Source organism: uncultured Shewanella sp. (genome assembly GCF_947491715.1).
Lineage (GTDB): Bacteria > Pseudomonadota > Gammaproteobacteria > Enterobacterales > Shewanellaceae > Shewanella.
Genome location: NZ_CANLKR010000015.1, coordinates 58,588 through 75,410, shown reverse-complemented (window position 1 = coordinate 75,410; position 16,823 = coordinate 58,588). Strand labels below are relative to the sequence as shown.

Sequence of the window (16,823 nt, the reverse complement as noted above, 5' to 3'; positions counted from 1 at the left end):
GCTTCCTATTTAGTTTTTTTACGTTTTTAGAATCCATTTCACTTCCATGTAACGCTTCGCTTAATAAAGAAAAACGATAGCCCCAAAGCCAAAAAGTGAAAAAGTAAAAAAAGATACATGCTTTACTTAACTTTAAATTAGTAAGCAGAAGAATAGGTACCATGTGAAATCAAGTTTTAAAAGTTTTTTAATTTAGTTTACAACTTTGTTACTAATACAAATATATTATGTAAACTGAAAGGAAACTGCAAAATCAATACTAACCAACTGAAAAATAGCTACATGTAACCAATAAGAACATTTTTTAAACAACAAATATCAAACGAATAAATAGACTTTCTTCCGATTGCGACAAATTTATATGCATGTAGATTTATCAATAACTTGGATCATGAGGCATGGGGTCGACCAAGTCTTATGGATAGCTAATAAATGAAATAACAAAGGCAGACCGTCTTTGTTTCATTAAACACAAAGGAGTGTTCATTGTCAGCTTTTAAAACCTTGTTATTCGCCACTGTTTTTCAGGTATGCAGTTTCAGCGTGAGTGCTGATGAACTCGAAAATATCACAGGGACAAATGAATTACCCGTTACCCTTCAAACACTGCTAGAAAGAAGCGGTCGAGATAACCTGATTCACCTTACCCAACTCGGTGAAATGAACCAGGCTACCTTGATCCAATCTGGTAATGAAAATTATGCAGAGCTTTTGCAAGTAGGATTGGGAAATCAAGCCGATATTGCCCAGCTTGGGGAACGCAATCAGGTAGAGCTAGATCAAATCGGCAACGATAATCAAGCGGCTATCATACAAGTAGGAGACGATAATTTAGTTCAACTTAATCAACTCGGCAGCGCTAATTTCTCAATAGAGCAAGTTGCGGATAATGCCTCTATTTCAATCACACAATATTAATGACATAAAACAGGGAATGCTTATGAAATCAGTAACGAAAAAATCCATTATTTCTCTTGCAGTAGCCGCAGGTATAGGATTCAGTGCATCAGCGTTAGCCGCATCTGACAATACGGCTCACGTTAATCAAACCACTGCAGCAGCTGGCGCACCTATGGGTCAAGATGCATATGTAAAGCAAACAGGGACTATGCATATCACCACTGTCGACCAAATAGGTGATGGCCAAACAGCCACTATCATGCAAGATGGTGTATGGGCAGAAGCTTATGTCAATTCTAGGGGTGTTGAAAATAACGTAGATGTTGATCAAGCGGATGACTGGCATATCGCCACGGTTAATCAAGAAGGCAGTAATAACGACACAAATGTTGCTCAATATGACTTCTTTAACCAAGCAAACATCAGCAGTGTTGGAGACTACAACATGACTGATGTCATGCAAGATGGTTCTCAAAATGATGCACAAATTACCTCTCTAGGTAATGATAACCAAGTCACTGTAAATCAATATGATACCTCTAACCAGACTGTCATTGACCTAACAGGCGACAGTAACTTCGCTGACGTTATGCAAAATGGTGTGCAAAATGATGCAACTGTTGAATATATGGGTAATGCCAATACTGCTATCATCAGCCAAGAAGGTGTGACGAACATCGCCATCTCTCAAGTCGAAGGCGAAGACAATGATGTGCAGATTTCACAAATGGGTGACAATAACTTAGCAGCCATGACAGGTATTGAGCGCGGCATGAATGTGGGTAATAACAACGACGCTGAAATATCTCAAGTGGGTAATCAAAACTTAGCTGCTATTCAAGGTGTTGACGGTAACGACAACCACTTCATGATCACGCAAGAAGGTGATGAAAACAAAAGTTCAGTTTACTCTTTAGTCGGTTCTGACAATGAAATTGAAATGGAGCAAACGGGCTTTAATAACACTAGCTTCTTAGATTTTGCTAACGGTAACGACAACGATGTTGAAATAGTCCAATCAGGTAACAACAACATCATTGGCGATACTATGATTGCCGAACTTCAAGGTGATGATAACAGCTTAGATCTTCATCAAGAAGGTGAAGCCAATGCCGCTGAATTCCAAGTCTTTGGTAATGAAAATGACCTAGATCTTGATCAAGAAGGTACCACTAACTTCGCCACTATCGGTATTTACGGCGATGACAACAATCTTGATCTTAACTCTGACGGCCTAAGCAACACTGTTGTCGCTTTCGCTGATGGTAACAACAACGACATCGAAATCGCACAAGAAGGTGACACTAACTTCGGCTATGTGGATGTATTAGGTGAGCGTAACGAAGTTGACGTTGAGCAAGACGGTAACGACAACGAAACATTGATCACTGTCATGGGTGAAAGAAACGTGGATGTTGAAGCCACACAATCTGGCGACCTTAACTTAATTGATCTTATCATTGAAGGCGATGAAAACATTGCTATGATGACACAATCAGGTAACGGTAACTGGGTTGGCGGAGACGATAGTTCAGCCTTTGAAGTTATCGGTGAAGGTAACAGCTTAATGGTTGCTCAAAGTGGTAACGACAACTTAGTCTCTGGTTCTCAGTTTGGTACTAACAACAACATCGTTGTTTCTCAAACGGGTGACTTAAACTCTGCAACTGTTATTCAAAACTAATTTGGCTTTCTCTTAAAGAGAAAATACCGTTAGTGTCATAACACATATCTAAAAACAGGAAGCCTAGGCTTCCTGTTTTATTCTACTCCCCCTCTCACCGTTCTCAATCCTCATCCCCCCTTCTGATGATAATGGTCGATAAATAGACTTTATTCCGATTGCGGCAAATTAATATGCCTGTATTTTTATCAATAACTTGGATCATGAAACATGAGGTAGACCATGCTTTATGGATAACAAATAAAATAAAAAATAAGTTTGTTTAATCAGATATAAAGGAGCATTCATCACCACCTTTTAACACCTTATTCCCCCTATCAGTAGTGGCGTTAATGTACTTGGCAATCCCAATGGGACTAAGGATTAACATGGCACACACAGCTAAAAATAAAGGGTCAAGATAACCTTATTCATCTTTCTTAATTTAGTGAGATAAACCAAGCAAAATTGAGCCACCCATCCCATATGCTCCCCATGGGAGCGGGATCAAATAGAGCAAGGTAACCCAGGCGCTATCATTCAGGTTGGAGACGCCAATTTAGTTCAACTTAATCAACTCGGCAGTACTCATTTCTCAATAACATCATATTAATCACATAAAACAGGGAATGCTTATGAAATCATATACAAAGAAATCCATTATCTCTCTTGCTGTTGCAGCAGCGATTGGATTCACGGCTTCAACGTTAGCGGCTTCTGATAACACAACTCACATCAATCAAACCACTGTCACTGCAAGTGCACCGATGGAACAAGAAGCTTATGTTAAGCAGGCAGGAACTATGCATATTACCACTGTCGACCAAGTTGGTGATGGGCAAACTGCCACCATCATACAAGATGGTGTATGGGCAGAAGCTTATGTCAATTCTAGAGGTGTTGAAAATACCATGGATGTTGATCAAGCAGATGACTGGCATATCGCCACAGTTAATCAAGAAGGCAGTCATAACGACACAAGTGTTGTGCAATATGACTTCTTTAACCAAGCAAACATCAGCAGTGTTGGAAACGGCAACATGACGGATGTCATGCAAGTTGGCTCTCAAAATGATGCACAAATTACATCGCTCGGTAATGATAACCAAGTGACTGTAAACCAATATGATACCTTTAACCAAACAGGCATTGACCTAACGGGGAACAGTCATTACACAGATGTTATGCAAAATGGCGTGCAAAATGATGCAACCGTTGAATACATGGGTGATGCTAACACTGCCCTTATTCATCAAGAGGGTATCACTAATTATGCCGTTTCTCTTGTAGAAGGTAGTAACAATGACATCCGTATCGCACAATTTGGGGATGATAACGTTACTGGTATGCTATCGACTCAAGGTAGCATGAATATCGGAAACAACAACGATATGGAAGTCTCTCAAACGGGTAATACTAATCTCGGTGTGATCCAAGGTGTGGACGGCAACGATAATCACTTCATGATCCAGCAAGAAGGTGATGACAATCGCAGTTTAACTTACTCACTCGTCGGTTCAGGCAATGAAATCAAAATGGTGCAAACGGGCTTTAACAACACTGACTTCCTTGAGTTCGCCAGTGGAAATGATAATAATGTTGAAATTGTCCAATCAGGCAACAACAATGTCATTGGCGACACAATGACAGCTCTGCTTCAAGGTAATGATAACAACCTCAATATCCAGCAACAAAGCGAATCCAATAGCGTTCGATTCAAAGTTCATGGTAATGAAAATAGCCTGAAATTAGCTCAAAGAGGCGTCACTAATACCGGAACTATTGGGATCTATGGCGATGATAACAACCTCGATCTTAACGCTAACGGCTTGAGTAACCATATCATTGCTTTTGCTGATGGCAATAACAATGACATCATTGCCTTTTCTGACGGCAATAACAACAACATCGACACTGACTTAGAAGGCAATAATAATTTCAGCCTAGCTCAAGTTAACGGTGATGATAACCATTTAAGACTCAACTCTAATGGGACGATGAATACCTTATCTGCTTTCGCTAACGGTAATAATAATGAGATCGCGATAACCCAAGACGGTAACGGTAACTTCGGTTATGCTGAAATAAATGGTGAGCAAAATAACGTGGTTCTTGCGCAAGATGGGAGTGACAACGTCAGTCTTCTTAAGCTTACGGGTGAAAGAAATGTGGATATTGAAGCCACACAGTCTGGCGATCTTAGCTTAATCGCCCTGATCATTGATGGTGATGATAATATCGCCATGATGACTCAAACGGGTAATCGAAACTGGATTGGTGGTGATGACCAATTGGAATTTGTTGTTGTCGGTGAGGCCAACCAGCTCGAGATAACACAAACAGGCAATAACAATACTCTCATCGGTGGGCAGCATGGCAACCAAAACAACCTCCTCGTGTCTCAAGCAGGTGATTTCAATTCTGCGACTGTTATTCAAAACTAATTTGAGGTTATCTTAAAAGAAACGCATTTATACTCCCATCAAACAGAGAGCTGTGGCTCTCTGTTTTTATCACTCCCTCTCTCACCCTTCTCAATTCTAATAATATCGCCTTAATAATTGCTCAAAAAATAGACTTAGTTCCGATGCAAAAAAAACCATATGCCTATACATTTAGTGTCATTACTATCGTAAGCCAGTTAGTTATTATTCAGCAATGCATTCAATTCATTGTAGAGTGCAACTTATCTTTCATTAGCGGCGTTCGATTAATGAGTATGATATGACAACTCTATGCATGATTCGTTAGTTTTTCGGTCACTGAATAACAAGATCAGCCATGTAAGGAAAAATGATGAAAATGCCTACCCAAAAAACGATAATGATATTCAGTACAGCAACAAGTCTCGGTATGTCAGCCACCGCTTTTGCCGCCTCCAACAATACGGCAGATATCCAACAAACCATTGTCACCAATAATACCGTCATAGGGCAAAATGTGGTGGTCGATCAGAAAGGGGACGCCCAACATGCAAGCGTTAATCAAGTCGGTGATGGGCAAACCGTGAGAATTAAACAGAATGGTACGCTTTCATCTGCAACAACTTTCACTCGTGGTCAAAAAAACTGGATTAGCCTCTATCAAGGTGAAGAAGAACACATTAGCAATATCTTTCAGCAAGGTGATAAAAATGTCGATAAAAGCCATCAAAAAGGCTTCAACAATAGAAGCGACATCAATACAGAAGGTAATAACAACTACACTATAGCCAGACAAGCAGACACATTCAATCAAACCAATATCCATACAATAGGCCAAGAAAATACAACACTGACCGAGCAAATAGGTCTACAAAATGACTTGTCGATCAACACTTATGGTGATCTGAACGATGCACACACCTTGCAAATCGGTGATAACAATATCAACATTATCGACTCGCAAGGAGTTGATAATAAAGTCATCACGAGCCAAGAAGGAGATTCAAATACATTTTATACCATAAGTAATGGTAATAATAATCAAATTATCAGTGCACAAATTGGCGGCAACAATACACAACAAACACAAATGTGGGGAAATGAAAATACTCAGATGTTACGCCAAACCGGAGCTGAAAACAGCCTTTCTTTAGTAACAGAAGGCTCAAATAATCAAGTCAACTTTTATTCCGATGGCCAGAGTAATCATATCTTCACCTTTACTCTTGGTGATAACAACCAGACAGATGTGATTCAAACGGGTCTCCATAATAGTACACATCTCAATGTATTTGGCGATGACAACACCTACAAGGAGATGAACCAAACAGGCGATATCAATACTATTGAACTCCTCATAGATGGCAATGAAAACATGGCAACAGTCACTCAATGGGGTAATAACAATAACCTAACAGGAATTGACTCATCCAGCTTTGACGTCTCTGGGCATAATAGCACACTAAATTTGACGCAAAATGGGCATGATAATATCGTTATGGGTGAGCAGATTGGCGAACATCACGCTTTATTTGTCGCCCAAACGGGTGAGTTGAATACAGCTATAGTCACTCAACAATAAGCAAAATCACTTCCTTTGACTACACTTATCCAAGCGTGCTGATAAACTTTCCGTGCCAACTTAATCAGGCACGGACATAGCCGCCTAAGGACAGCTCATTAGAGTTCATGTCTATTACTCATGATGTTAATTTGGAGAGCGATATGAAATTTTTACCGATCATCTTTATGTCACTATTATTTATCAGCCCATTCAGTATGGCTGCACATACCAAAGTGAAAGATCTAAAGTGTGAAGACTTTTTACAGGTAGATGATGATCTTGTACCTGTTGTTGTCGGCTACCTCGTCGGAGTTGACGACGCTGGCAATGTGAATGTTGTTGAAGTTGATGAACTGGATGATGTTCAAGTCGATGATGTTGTGGATTTTTGTAAAAAGAACCCTAAAGCTAAGGTCAGTGATGCTGTCAAAGCCACCAATAAAAAGGCCAAAGATGCCAAAGGCGCAAAAGGGGCCGATCATAGCCATTAAAACCGATTAGTAGAGATAAAAAAACACCGCCCTAAGGCGGTGTTTTTCTTAAAGTAAGTAACAATTAATCTTCTGCAACAACAGAGATTTTTGCAATCGCTTTTACTTCAGTGTGTAATTGGACTTCAACTTCGAAATCACCAGTGTTGCGTAATGCACCTAGTGGAAGACGAACTTCACTTTTAGCCAATTCAACACCAGCAGCTGTTACTGCATCAGCAATATCACGGTTACCAATTGAACCAAATAGCTTGCCTTCATCACCGGCTTTAGAAGCGATAACAACGCTTTCTAATGCAGCCAATTTCTCAGCACGTGCATTAGCAGTAGCTAATTCACCCGCTAATTTAGCTTCTAGTTCAGCGCGACGCGCTTGGAACACTTCAGTATTTGCAGCATTAGCAATAACCGCTTTACCTTGTGGTAAAAGGAAGTTACGTGCATAGCCCGCTTTAACTGAAACTTGGTCACCTAAGTTGCCTAGGTTAGCAATTTTATCAAGTAAAATAACGTTCATTATTTAATTCCTCTAAATGATTGCAGTATTACTGATGTAAATCAGTGTACGGCAGTAGAGAAAGATAACGAGCACGCTTAATAGCGCGAGCTAGTTGACGTTGATATTTAGCATTCGTACCAGTGATACGACTAGGAACAATTTTACCACTTTCAGTGATATAGTTCTTTAGAGTAACAATATCTTTATAATCGATCTGTGTAACACCTTCAGCGGTGAAACGACAGAATTTGCGACGGCGGAAATAACGTGCCATATGACAGTCTCCTAAGTTTTCAATTCGACATTTTCAGCGTGTAATACCAAGCGAGATTGACCATTTCTACTCTGTTGTTGAGCAATAAAACCGTCCACTTGAATTGCCACGCCCATTTTCAGTTGTTCTGTTAGGTGATTAAACCCATCTCCACTTAATACAACTTGTATCTGGCAGTACACATTTCTAAGCATTTGTGCTTCAAAACGTTGGGATTTGTGCTCCAACTGCAATACCACATGGGCTATGCCTGCTGGACTGTCAAATCGCCGACTGCGTGTGATCACACCAGATAAACTCAGCTGATTAGTGAACACAGAAAAACTTACTCAGCTGTGTTTTCAGCGCTTTCATTCACTTCTTCAGCGGCAGCTTCTACTGCAGGGCGCTCTTCGCGCTCACTGTCATTAGAACGACGAGTATCACGCTCGTCTTTTGCTTTAGCCATTGGAGAAGCTTCAGTGATGGCAGCTTTAGTACGCATAACCATGCTACGCAGAACAGCGTCGTTGAAACGGAAAGCTGTTTCTAATTCTTCAATCGATTCTGCAGTTGTCTCTACGTTCATAAGAACATAGTGAGCTTTATGCAATTCGATGATTGGGTAAGCCAATTGACGACGGCCCCAATCTTCTAAACGATGAACTTGACCGCCAGCTTGGGTAAAAATACCCGTGTAACGCTCAATCATGCCAGGTACTTGTTCACTCTGATCAGGGTGAACCAAAAATACGATCTCATAATGACGCATTTTTTGCTCCTTACGGTTATCTAGCCTCATTCTTGGTTCAGTCGGCCCAAATAGAGGCAAGGAACGAATTAAAGTGACTGAATTAAGCGGCGCAGTATTACACAAAACAGCCCCAGAATTCAAGCGCTATCCTACAAGCCCACGAGAAAAGATTTAAACATCGTTAAGCTGAATATATTTAACACTAATTCACTTTGCGCCGCTGTGGATTATCGGTATGATACTGGCCCATTAGAAAAACCTAATTTAGGCCGGCTAGGCCCCCAAGAATTCAGCATCATGTTTAGAGCTATTGTTGTTGTCTGCACATTAGGGCTCCCCTTTTTTGCGCAGGCATTAGTTCCACCCGATTTTAAAGAGCCACCCAGTGATTTTACCGCCGAAATAGAAGGCGGTTTTCAGCTCAATACAGGCAATACCAACACCACCAGCTTCAATGGTCGAACCAAATTGGTCTACGATACCACCACGGCTAAGCAAGAAGCGACCATGAAAGCCTATTATGCTGCAGACTCACAAAGTGCGACGTCTGAGCGGTATGATTTACAACTGCAATCGAACTACAAACTCGACAGCGGTTATGTCTTCGGCCGCGGTGATGGTACTTGGGACCGATTCGGCAGTTATACACGTATTTATACCCTATCGAGTGGTTACGGTTTCGATGCCGTGAGCAACAGCAAAACCAAATTAAGTCTAGAAGTGGGTCCCGGTTATCGCTATAACTTAGCCATTGCGACCGACAGCGAACCCAACCCCAGTGCCAACAAAGATATCATTTTACGTTCAGCCGCGATTTTTGAATTTAAAATGCAAGAATACACCAGCCTCAATGCCGCCCTCACCTCAGAGGTGGGCGCCGACAACAACACCCTCGGCCTCGATGTCAGTTATAAAAATACCTTATTTCAAGACTGGGCTTTCACCATAGGCACAGTCATGAAATACACCCAAATCGTACCCGAAGGAACAAAGCAAACCGATACCATTACCACCATAGGTTTGTTGTATACCTTTCAATAAAGGTATGGCTAATTTATATTCTTACCACTTCCGTGTTTAAAGGCCAGTTCGATATCCTTATCTTTCGCTCAGGAAGGTTACCTTGTAACCTTCGCCCTGCGATGGGGCTAAGGTCGTGAGTTCCCACTCACACTGGGGCAAAATGTAAATTAGCGTTTGGCTTCATTGGTATTGGTGAGAGTTTTACTGTTTGTAGTCTTATTGATCCTTATTGCTGCCGCAGGCTTTTGTGTAGATACTCCTGTAACACGGCGAATATGACAAGGTCATAAGTTAATGAGCGAGAGACAGGATGTCGAACTGGCTTTTAGATAGGGACATCGTTGTAAATATCTGACCTGCATGGATAGCAGGGAATGTCTTAAATTGTTGGGAACAATTTTGGCAATGGCCGCTCTACGACTTCATCCCTGAAGCCGAAGGTCACAGATGTATCTACAGATAGTTTCTTCGAAGTGGGTTTTTAAGTATTCTGGATAGCATCTTTATGAACTAAGTATTCTCGCATATTGTTCTGATTTAGCTATACAATACTTCACCAGTTAAACATCAATTTTTTCGCAAATGAAATGATGAACAAGCAATATAAAAATGCACTATTTATCAACAAATAAACAGTGCATTACATTAACTAAACCATGCGCTTTTCATTATTAATATTAAAGCTCAACTCGCCATGAAATAGCCAATCCATTATTGACACCAAATTGCGGCCCGCCATAAATCACAAAGACCTCCTGTAATCCATTACTGATCACTATGTCATCAAAACCATCAGCATTAAAGTCTTGCAATAATGAGGTATAGCGAGTATCAGCTGACACTGGTCGGCTATCTGCAATGATAATGCAGTCATGACTGTTGACATCGCTGAGCGCTATCGAACTTGGAAAACCTGCGGCGCTGCCTAATAATAACTGCCACTGTGCTTGTAATTCTCCATCTTGAGTAAGCTGTGGCAGATATAACAGTACATCAGCATAGCCATCTTGGTTTACATCTCCCGTTGCAGGAGTAGCATAAGTTGAACGCAACTCGATCCGCTGTGCTTGCTGGCGATCCACTAAGGTGGCGACTTCGATCACTCCCGACTCCGATATAAACTCAGCCCAACTCGCTTGACTCTGACTATAGATCAAATAAAGACTGGTGTTAGCATACAACAGCATATCTGCACTGCCATCCCCATTGACATCAGCAACCGCTTTCACCTCCTTAATACTATTGTCATTATCTAGCTGTAAGGTAATCCCTTGTTCCGGCGATACCCCGAGTAAATTCAACATCGGAGGAAACACCTGATCACGACTCCAAATCACCTTTACATGGCTATTATTTGTTGCCGAGATCACTAAATCTGTAAAGCCATCTTGATCCATATCGATACTGGGGACACCTGTCGCAGACCAACCTGAACGAGTAATGCCTTCAATCAGCATTTTATCTTGCACTGCCACCGTGCCTTCCACCCCTGCAATGATCTCACTGTCGTACAAAGGCCCAAACAATAACTGCACATGCGGTGCTAACACTTGAGGCTGACTAACACCATCGACAAAAATCCCATCAGTTGTATTTAATAACAGATCCTCATTACCATCCTGATTAAGATCCAATACAGTCATTGCCGTAAATACTGTGTCAATATTTAATTCCCCAGCGGGTACACTAGTACCTGGTTTGATGATTTGCTGTGCAACTTGCATTAAATCTATCTGCGGTTCAAGAATAAGGCCACTCACAGGCACCCCATTTAGCTGTGCAGGACGGCTATCTGAAAACCACAACTCGGCTTGACCATCAAGATTCAAATCTGCTTGCAATATCTCCCACGGCAATGTCAATCCCCACAATCTTTCAGGACTGCTCGTGATAAGCTTTTGCCCTAAAGTAAGATCGCCCTCCACACTCTCTAACTGTGTCAGTGACACTTCACCATTATCTTGTTCACCTATCCCCCAAAGCAGATAATAAGCAATATTATCAATGCTCGTGGAACGAAGCGAGAGGGCCAGATCGTTCACACCATCGTCATTAATGTCGCCGATATTATGCAAACGCTCCCCCAATTTAACTAACTCGGTATCATGATCTGAGGTAAGGTGATGATTCTGTGCAGTGCTAAGATCATTGTTGGCAATATCGTTGAGATCGATTGCTCGCAGTAAGTCGGCTTGCTCGCGCACATTTATCACCACCTGCGCGCTACTGATCTCACCTTCATAATTAGTCACTTGATAGCTAAAACGCTCATTACCGACAAAATCACTATTTGGCCGATAGCTTAACTCTCCTGACTCAAGATCTACCGTCAGTAGCCCATTAACCACTTGCTCTACAGCGACACTGCTTAAACTCAAGATGCCATATCCTAGATCATTTTCTAGTGGCAAGATCAGCCGTGGATGATCATTACGCATACTGATAATATCAGCCACGGCTTGTAACGGTTCAGGCTCCGCGACAGTCACCACAACCTCTGCACTGGCGGCATTGCCTCGTGGATCGGTCACCTGATAATGAAAAGATACCTCACCACTGAAACCTTCAGCTGGTGTATAGTGTATCGATAAGTCATCTAATACTTCAGCAGTGCCTTCATTGGGTGCCTGCACTACCTCAAGCAGTTGCCACGCTTCGTTATCGCTGTCATTATCCAGTACCGCTATAGTCACGGGCGTTTCATACGCCGTGCTCGCACTGTCATCTTCTAAAATTGGCACCTGTTCACTCAGTACTTCAATACTCACGGCACCTGAAAATAACGCTGCATCACCGTGTTCATCTTCCAGTACATAATCAAATAAAGCGAAACCCACAAAATCACTCAAGGGGGTAAATTTTAGTTGCTGGTAAGCATCTTGCGTTATGATCTCCATACTCCCAAGTCCATCTGGCTCATCGATACGCGGGGTCACTGACACTATCTTGAGTTGATCTTCATCGATATCAAAATCATTGGCCAACACATCCAGCGTCACAGACTCTCCCTGCCAAATTTGCACACTGTCCATTTGAGCACTAGGAGGGTTATTTAAAGTCACCAAAATGGTACCAATGACAGGCGCAGTATGCCCGTCACTGATGGTATATTCAACATGAGCAGTACTGCCAACTCCCAGTCTATCTGCACCGAAAAAATGAATTTTGTTGTCAGCAATATCTAGCGTGATCTCAGAGAGATCACTTACCAGCCGAGCATTGATAATATTAAGCGGATCGCCATCAGGATCGGTATCATTGACTAAGGGATCGATCACCCCTGTCCAAGGACGATTCAATAATACAGTGTCGGCATTAGCGATAGGCTGGCTATTTTCCATCACTGGCACTAGCACTTGCACGCTGACCTTGGCCGATGACATTAGCCCATGAGCGTCACTCACTTGATAATCGAACTGGGCCTGCCCGCTAAAGTTTTCTGTTGGAGTAAAGCGTATCTGATCCTCTTCAATACTTGGCTGACCACCACTGATGGCACTAACTTGGCTGATATGCAATGGATCACCATCGGGATCACTGTCATTGGCGAGCACATTAATGAGGATCCCGGTATTAAAGGCTGTACTGGCGCTATCATCCATCGCCATCGGCGCGAGATTTTCTATTACTGGTGCTATTACTTGCACGCTGACCTTGGCCGATGACGTCAGCCCATGAGCATCACTCACTTGATAATCGAACTGAGCCTGGCCGCTAAAGTTTTCTGTTGGAGTAAAGCGTATCTGATCCTCTTCAATACTTGGCTGACCACCACTGATGGCACTAACTTGGCTGATATGCAATGGATCACCATCGGGATCAGTGTCATTGGCGAGCACATTAATGAGGATCCCAGTATTAAAGGCTGTATTGGCGCTATCATCCATCGCGATCGGCGCGAGATTGTCAGTAACTGAAGAGGTGATGGGATCTGGGTTTTCTGTAACTGGATCAGAAGCAGGCTTATTATTGTCTTCCCCCCCCCCTCCACAGCCTGTTAAGCCTATGCACATGGCAAGAAATAAAACTGATAATTTTATATCCATATCTTTCCCTTAATTTCATCCTTGAGACCACTAATAATCGATACTTCATCGCTTATTATGTTCATTTTCATTCTGATTATTTTACTTTTTTGAGGCCAAAAAGTGATTGCCGAACGACACGACCTAATGCACAAATAGATTTACCACCCCTAAAAAAAACCAAATGTAACATATTGGAGGCAATTTTATAACAACTACATTGATAACACTTATCACAAAATAGATTTTACAATTAAGCGTCTAGATTACTGAACTGTGGTCATGGCTTTAATTTCGACTCTTGCGGCCTATGCTTATTTTCAAGCTCGGTATACACTGCAATTAAAGCAACCAGGATTTGCATTATGAATATGGATGTATTCAACATCTCTATTCTGAAATTGTCTATCAATCGCAAACTCTAGCTTTTCTCCTGATATCACTTCTGCACCAATCATAAATGTTTCAGCGTTATAAGCTCTTATTGATAATATTCTACACCGTAGCATTTCAGGGACTTCATTAATATCTAAAACCGCCATTGTTGCTTTTTCTCTAACAAAAATAGCACCATAGGCTCTATAGGGAGAACTAACATTATGATGACAAAAAGATACCACCAAAACATTCTCACCTATTTTTGCATCAGTGAGGGAAACACGACAAGGATAACCAGGAGTCGCATCAACAGTCAGCCAAGATGCATGAGAAAAACTTAACTCCTCATCATCTTTGAGCATGTATTCATAAAAAATATCCATATTGAGTGCTTTTATCAAAAAATTAATAGCCATAGTCCAAGTCTCTATCACTGCCAATAAGATTTTTGATACTAAAGATTAACTGGTTTAATACTCGCCGTATTCGGAAGTGACACTATAAAAATTAAGCAGAGTTCATCTCTTTCATGTTTCATGTTTCATGTTTCATCATAGATCTCCCTCCTTCAATAAGCCCAACTTGATGAATAACAAATGCCCAATGTGGATGGAGTTCACGATCTCCATTAAGCGCAGCTTAATTAGAGGCTCACAAGTGTGAATGAAAGTTCACACCCTCAACCCACTTTAGTCTAAGTCATTCTATTTTAGGCGATAAAACCGACATTTTTGACAAAATTTGGTATCGGGCTTAACAATAAAAACATATACTGGTCAACTTTATTAATACGACTATTTTATTAATATCACTATTTTATTAATACTAGGAATAGTTTTAACCTATTAAAAATATAAAGGATTATAAGGAATTACCTAATGAGAAAAGTCATTATCGCTTCATTGCTTGCCTTTGCAGCAACGGGCTGCGCCACTAAGAAAATCCCCGTCATGTTAGAAGCCAGTAACGTTATCCCAATCACCGCAGTGCAAGCGGCGCAAGATAAGTGTGAATTTGTGAAAAGCTTCAATGTTAAAACGGAGCACCCTAATAATCTTCAGCCAGAACTGAAAAACCAAACCTATTTGGCTGGGGCTAACCGCTATTTGATCACTAACGTCATTGAGAAAAGAAAACATCGTCCAGTGAATGTTGACGCGACCTTGTTCAAGTGCCCTATCATTACCGCGTATGATAGCAAACCTGCGGGCACCATCCAGTTACTGCCCGGTGCTAATAGCGTCAAACCCATTACCTTTGCCGAAATCGAAAATCAAAACTGTAAAGTGCTCACCACCCATATGATCGAGAAAACCTCACCACACAGTTTAGAGGTGGAACTGGCTAATGAGACTTATATGCAAGGCGGTAACCGTTTTCATATCACTAAAATTGTCGATGCCAATAACGGCCGCCCCACCTCAGTGATGGCCGACATTTACCGTTGCCAGCACAGAACCGTGGCCTTTGAGCAGTAATTGTTCCGCAGCTTCAAAAAACAAAGCAAACTAAAAATGCCATCATGATGATGGCACTTTTTCTATAACAGAAACTTATATTCCTCAAAATATAAGTTTACCTTTTCCATATCATTAAGCTTTCTGAACGACTATCCCATAAGCAGTCTCTGTTAAGTCACAACTTTCAGTCCCATCAAACTTATCAATGTTTGCAATGAATAAAGATTGTTGCTTCGCTAATGCAGAAGTGATTAAACCATAGTAATAAGGATAAGCAGGATCAGAATCTGGTATATATAAATTAAACCCATACCAACCTGGTTTACAATAAGCATCAAATTCATCGCTAGTCATTTTTAACCACAACTTACCATCACCTTTCATCCAGACACGCTCTATTGTTGACGATAAATCTTTGGCAACAGCACTAAAAGACAACAAAGCACCTAAAGCAACGAGTCCCGCCACTGCACATTTTTTCATTACATAACCCATTAAATTTATAGACTTATTTTAAAACATTATAGCACGCTTAAGTAAAATGATAAAACTGACCATTGCCCAATGCATTTCACGTCGGCTTTTGGTCACAGCCAGGCTGGTGCTTCGCTGATGAGCCCGCCATACATTTTGAAAACCTGTTCATCGGTATAAAACGCTGAGTACATAGCAAACGCAACTTCACTGGGCGGAAGCAGCAATAGCCTATCTGTTTCTATTGTAAGGATCATATGGGTTCACGACTTATCTTTATTAAGGATGGAGGAAAGATCAAATACATTCCTTTTAAGGGTGCTAAGTGTTCCCATTCATGATACTCAACTAATAACTTGGAAATCTATAAGCCAACTCTAAGCAACAGACTAGCTTATGCTTTAATCTCCCCCATAGGAACAGCTGAGATAACTCAATCAGGAATAACGTGATTGAGGCATGGCTGTTCCTTAACATCCATGTTATCACTGCATTTGTGAGTCCCTTAACATCAGGGCCGAAATAGCCTTAGGTGAGCCACGGTCGTTCCATGACATCCTTGTCATCACGACATTCGTTAGTCCTAAACATCAGACGGCGAATATAAGGCGATAGTAATTCTTGTTTTTTGAATGATAAAGCGCTTTGTTCCGCTAGGGGCGGCAAGGGGTTCCAAGAGGGGGCGAAGGTGACGTAGTCATCTCTTTAAGCGAGAAATAGGGATATCGAACTGGCCTTTAGATAAGGATATTATTTGCTGTTGATCCCCTTTGGCCCAGTGTGGATGGGGATCCACGATCTTAACCTGTGGCAGGCAATTGACTTAAATGATAAGAAACAACACGAACCAAATAACTTTATACAAATAAAGTCAGTGATCACAATCTTGTGTGAATGAGATCTCAGGGCTATCTTT

Annotated in this window: 14 protein-coding genes; 7 read left to right on the top strand and 7 right to left on the bottom strand. The window is 41.3% G+C overall.

Annotated features, from left to right (window positions below):
• The first annotated feature begins 543 nt into the window (after positions 1 to 543).
• The 5 genes from Q0779_RS11960 (at position 544) to Q0779_RS11940 (ending at position 7,041) form a co-directional block, all read left to right on the top strand.
• On the top strand, positions 544 to 918 hold the full coding sequence (locus tag Q0779_RS11960) for a curlin (RefSeq protein WP_298772900.1): 375 nt from the start codon (positions 544 to 546) through the stop codon (positions 916 to 918).
• A gap of 22 nt (positions 919 to 940) precedes the next feature.
• Positions 941 to 2,584, top strand: coding sequence for a curlin (locus Q0779_RS11955; RefSeq protein ID WP_298772843.1), 1,644 nt, complete (start codon positions 941 to 943; stop codon positions 2,582 to 2,584).
• A gap of 614 nt (positions 2,585 to 3,198) precedes the next feature.
• On the top strand, positions 3,199 to 5,007 hold the full coding sequence (locus Q0779_RS11950) for a curlin (protein ID WP_298772841.1): 1,809 nt from the start codon (positions 3,199 to 3,201) through the stop codon (positions 5,005 to 5,007).
• Positions 5,008 to 5,359: 352 nt separating this feature from the next.
• Positions 5,360 to 6,568 (top strand): hypothetical protein, encoded by a 1,209-nt coding sequence (locus Q0779_RS11945; protein WP_298772840.1) that lies wholly within the window; start codon positions 5,360 to 5,362, stop codon positions 6,566 to 6,568.
• 143 nt (positions 6,569 to 6,711) lie between these two features.
• Positions 6,712 to 7,041 (top strand): HdeA/HdeB family chaperone, encoded by a 330-nt coding sequence (locus Q0779_RS11940; RefSeq protein WP_298772838.1) that lies wholly within the window; start codon positions 6,712 to 6,714, stop codon positions 7,039 to 7,041.
• Between the two features lie 64 nt (positions 7,042 to 7,105).
• Here Q0779_RS11940 and rplI read toward each other — a convergent pair whose 3' ends face one another.
• The 4 genes from rplI to rpsF are packed head-to-tail and all read right to left on the bottom strand — an operon-like array spanning position 7,106 to position 8,565.
• Positions 7,106 to 7,558 carry a 50S ribosomal protein L9 gene (gene rplI / locus Q0779_RS11935; RefSeq protein WP_298772836.1) on the bottom strand — a complete coding sequence of 151 codons (453 nt, stop codon included), beginning with the start codon at positions 7,556 to 7,558 and terminating at the stop codon, positions 7,106 to 7,108.
• 28 nt (positions 7,559 to 7,586) lie between these two features.
• Entirely contained in the window at positions 7,587 to 7,814 is a 228-nt protein-coding gene (rpsR, locus tag Q0779_RS11930) for a 30S ribosomal protein S18 (protein WP_248939820.1), read from the bottom strand.
• An 11-nt stretch (positions 7,815 to 7,825) separates the two neighbouring features.
• On the bottom strand, positions 7,826 to 8,131 hold the full coding sequence (priB, locus tag Q0779_RS11925) for a primosomal replication protein N (RefSeq protein ID WP_298772832.1): 306 nt from the start codon (positions 8,129 to 8,131) through the stop codon (positions 7,826 to 7,828).
• Between the two features lie 8 nt (positions 8,132 to 8,139).
• Positions 8,140 to 8,565 (bottom strand): 30S ribosomal protein S6, encoded by a 426-nt coding sequence (rpsF, locus tag Q0779_RS11920; protein WP_298772898.1) that lies wholly within the window; start codon positions 8,563 to 8,565, stop codon positions 8,140 to 8,142.
• 279 nt (positions 8,566 to 8,844) lie between these two features.
• Here rpsF and Q0779_RS11915 point away from each other — a divergent pair, with 279 nt between their 5' ends.
• A complete protein-coding gene (locus tag Q0779_RS11915) occupies positions 8,845 to 9,588 on the top strand; it encodes a YdiY family protein (protein WP_298772897.1) in 744 nt (247 codons plus the stop codon).
• A gap of 659 nt (positions 9,589 to 10,247) precedes the next feature.
• Here Q0779_RS11915 and Q0779_RS11910 read toward each other — a convergent pair.
• Positions 10,248 to 13,616: an Ig-like domain-containing protein gene (locus Q0779_RS11910; RefSeq protein ID WP_298772830.1), complete on the bottom strand. Its 3,369-nt coding sequence runs from the start codon at positions 13,614 to 13,616 to the stop codon at positions 10,248 to 10,250.
• A gap of 299 nt (positions 13,617 to 13,915) precedes the next feature.
• The gene (locus Q0779_RS11905) at positions 13,916 to 14,389 is read right to left on the bottom strand and encodes a DUF1203 domain-containing protein (RefSeq protein WP_298772828.1); all 474 of its coding nucleotides are present in this window, start codon (positions 14,387 to 14,389) and stop codon (positions 13,916 to 13,918) included.
• Between the two features lie 462 nt (positions 14,390 to 14,851).
• On the opposite strand from Q0779_RS11905, the gene Q0779_RS11900 reads away from it, so the two are divergent.
• Complete coding sequence (locus Q0779_RS11900; RefSeq protein ID WP_298772826.1) at positions 14,852 to 15,451, top strand: hypothetical protein; 600 nt, start codon at positions 14,852 to 14,854, stop codon at positions 15,449 to 15,451.
• Positions 15,452 to 15,565: 114 nt separating this feature from the next.
• On the opposite strand, the gene Q0779_RS11895 is transcribed toward Q0779_RS11900, so the two are convergent.
• Positions 15,566 to 15,916, bottom strand: coding sequence for a hypothetical protein (locus tag Q0779_RS11895; RefSeq protein ID WP_298772824.1), 351 nt, complete (start codon positions 15,914 to 15,916; stop codon positions 15,566 to 15,568).
• Between the last annotated feature and the right edge of the window lie 907 nt (positions 15,917 to 16,823).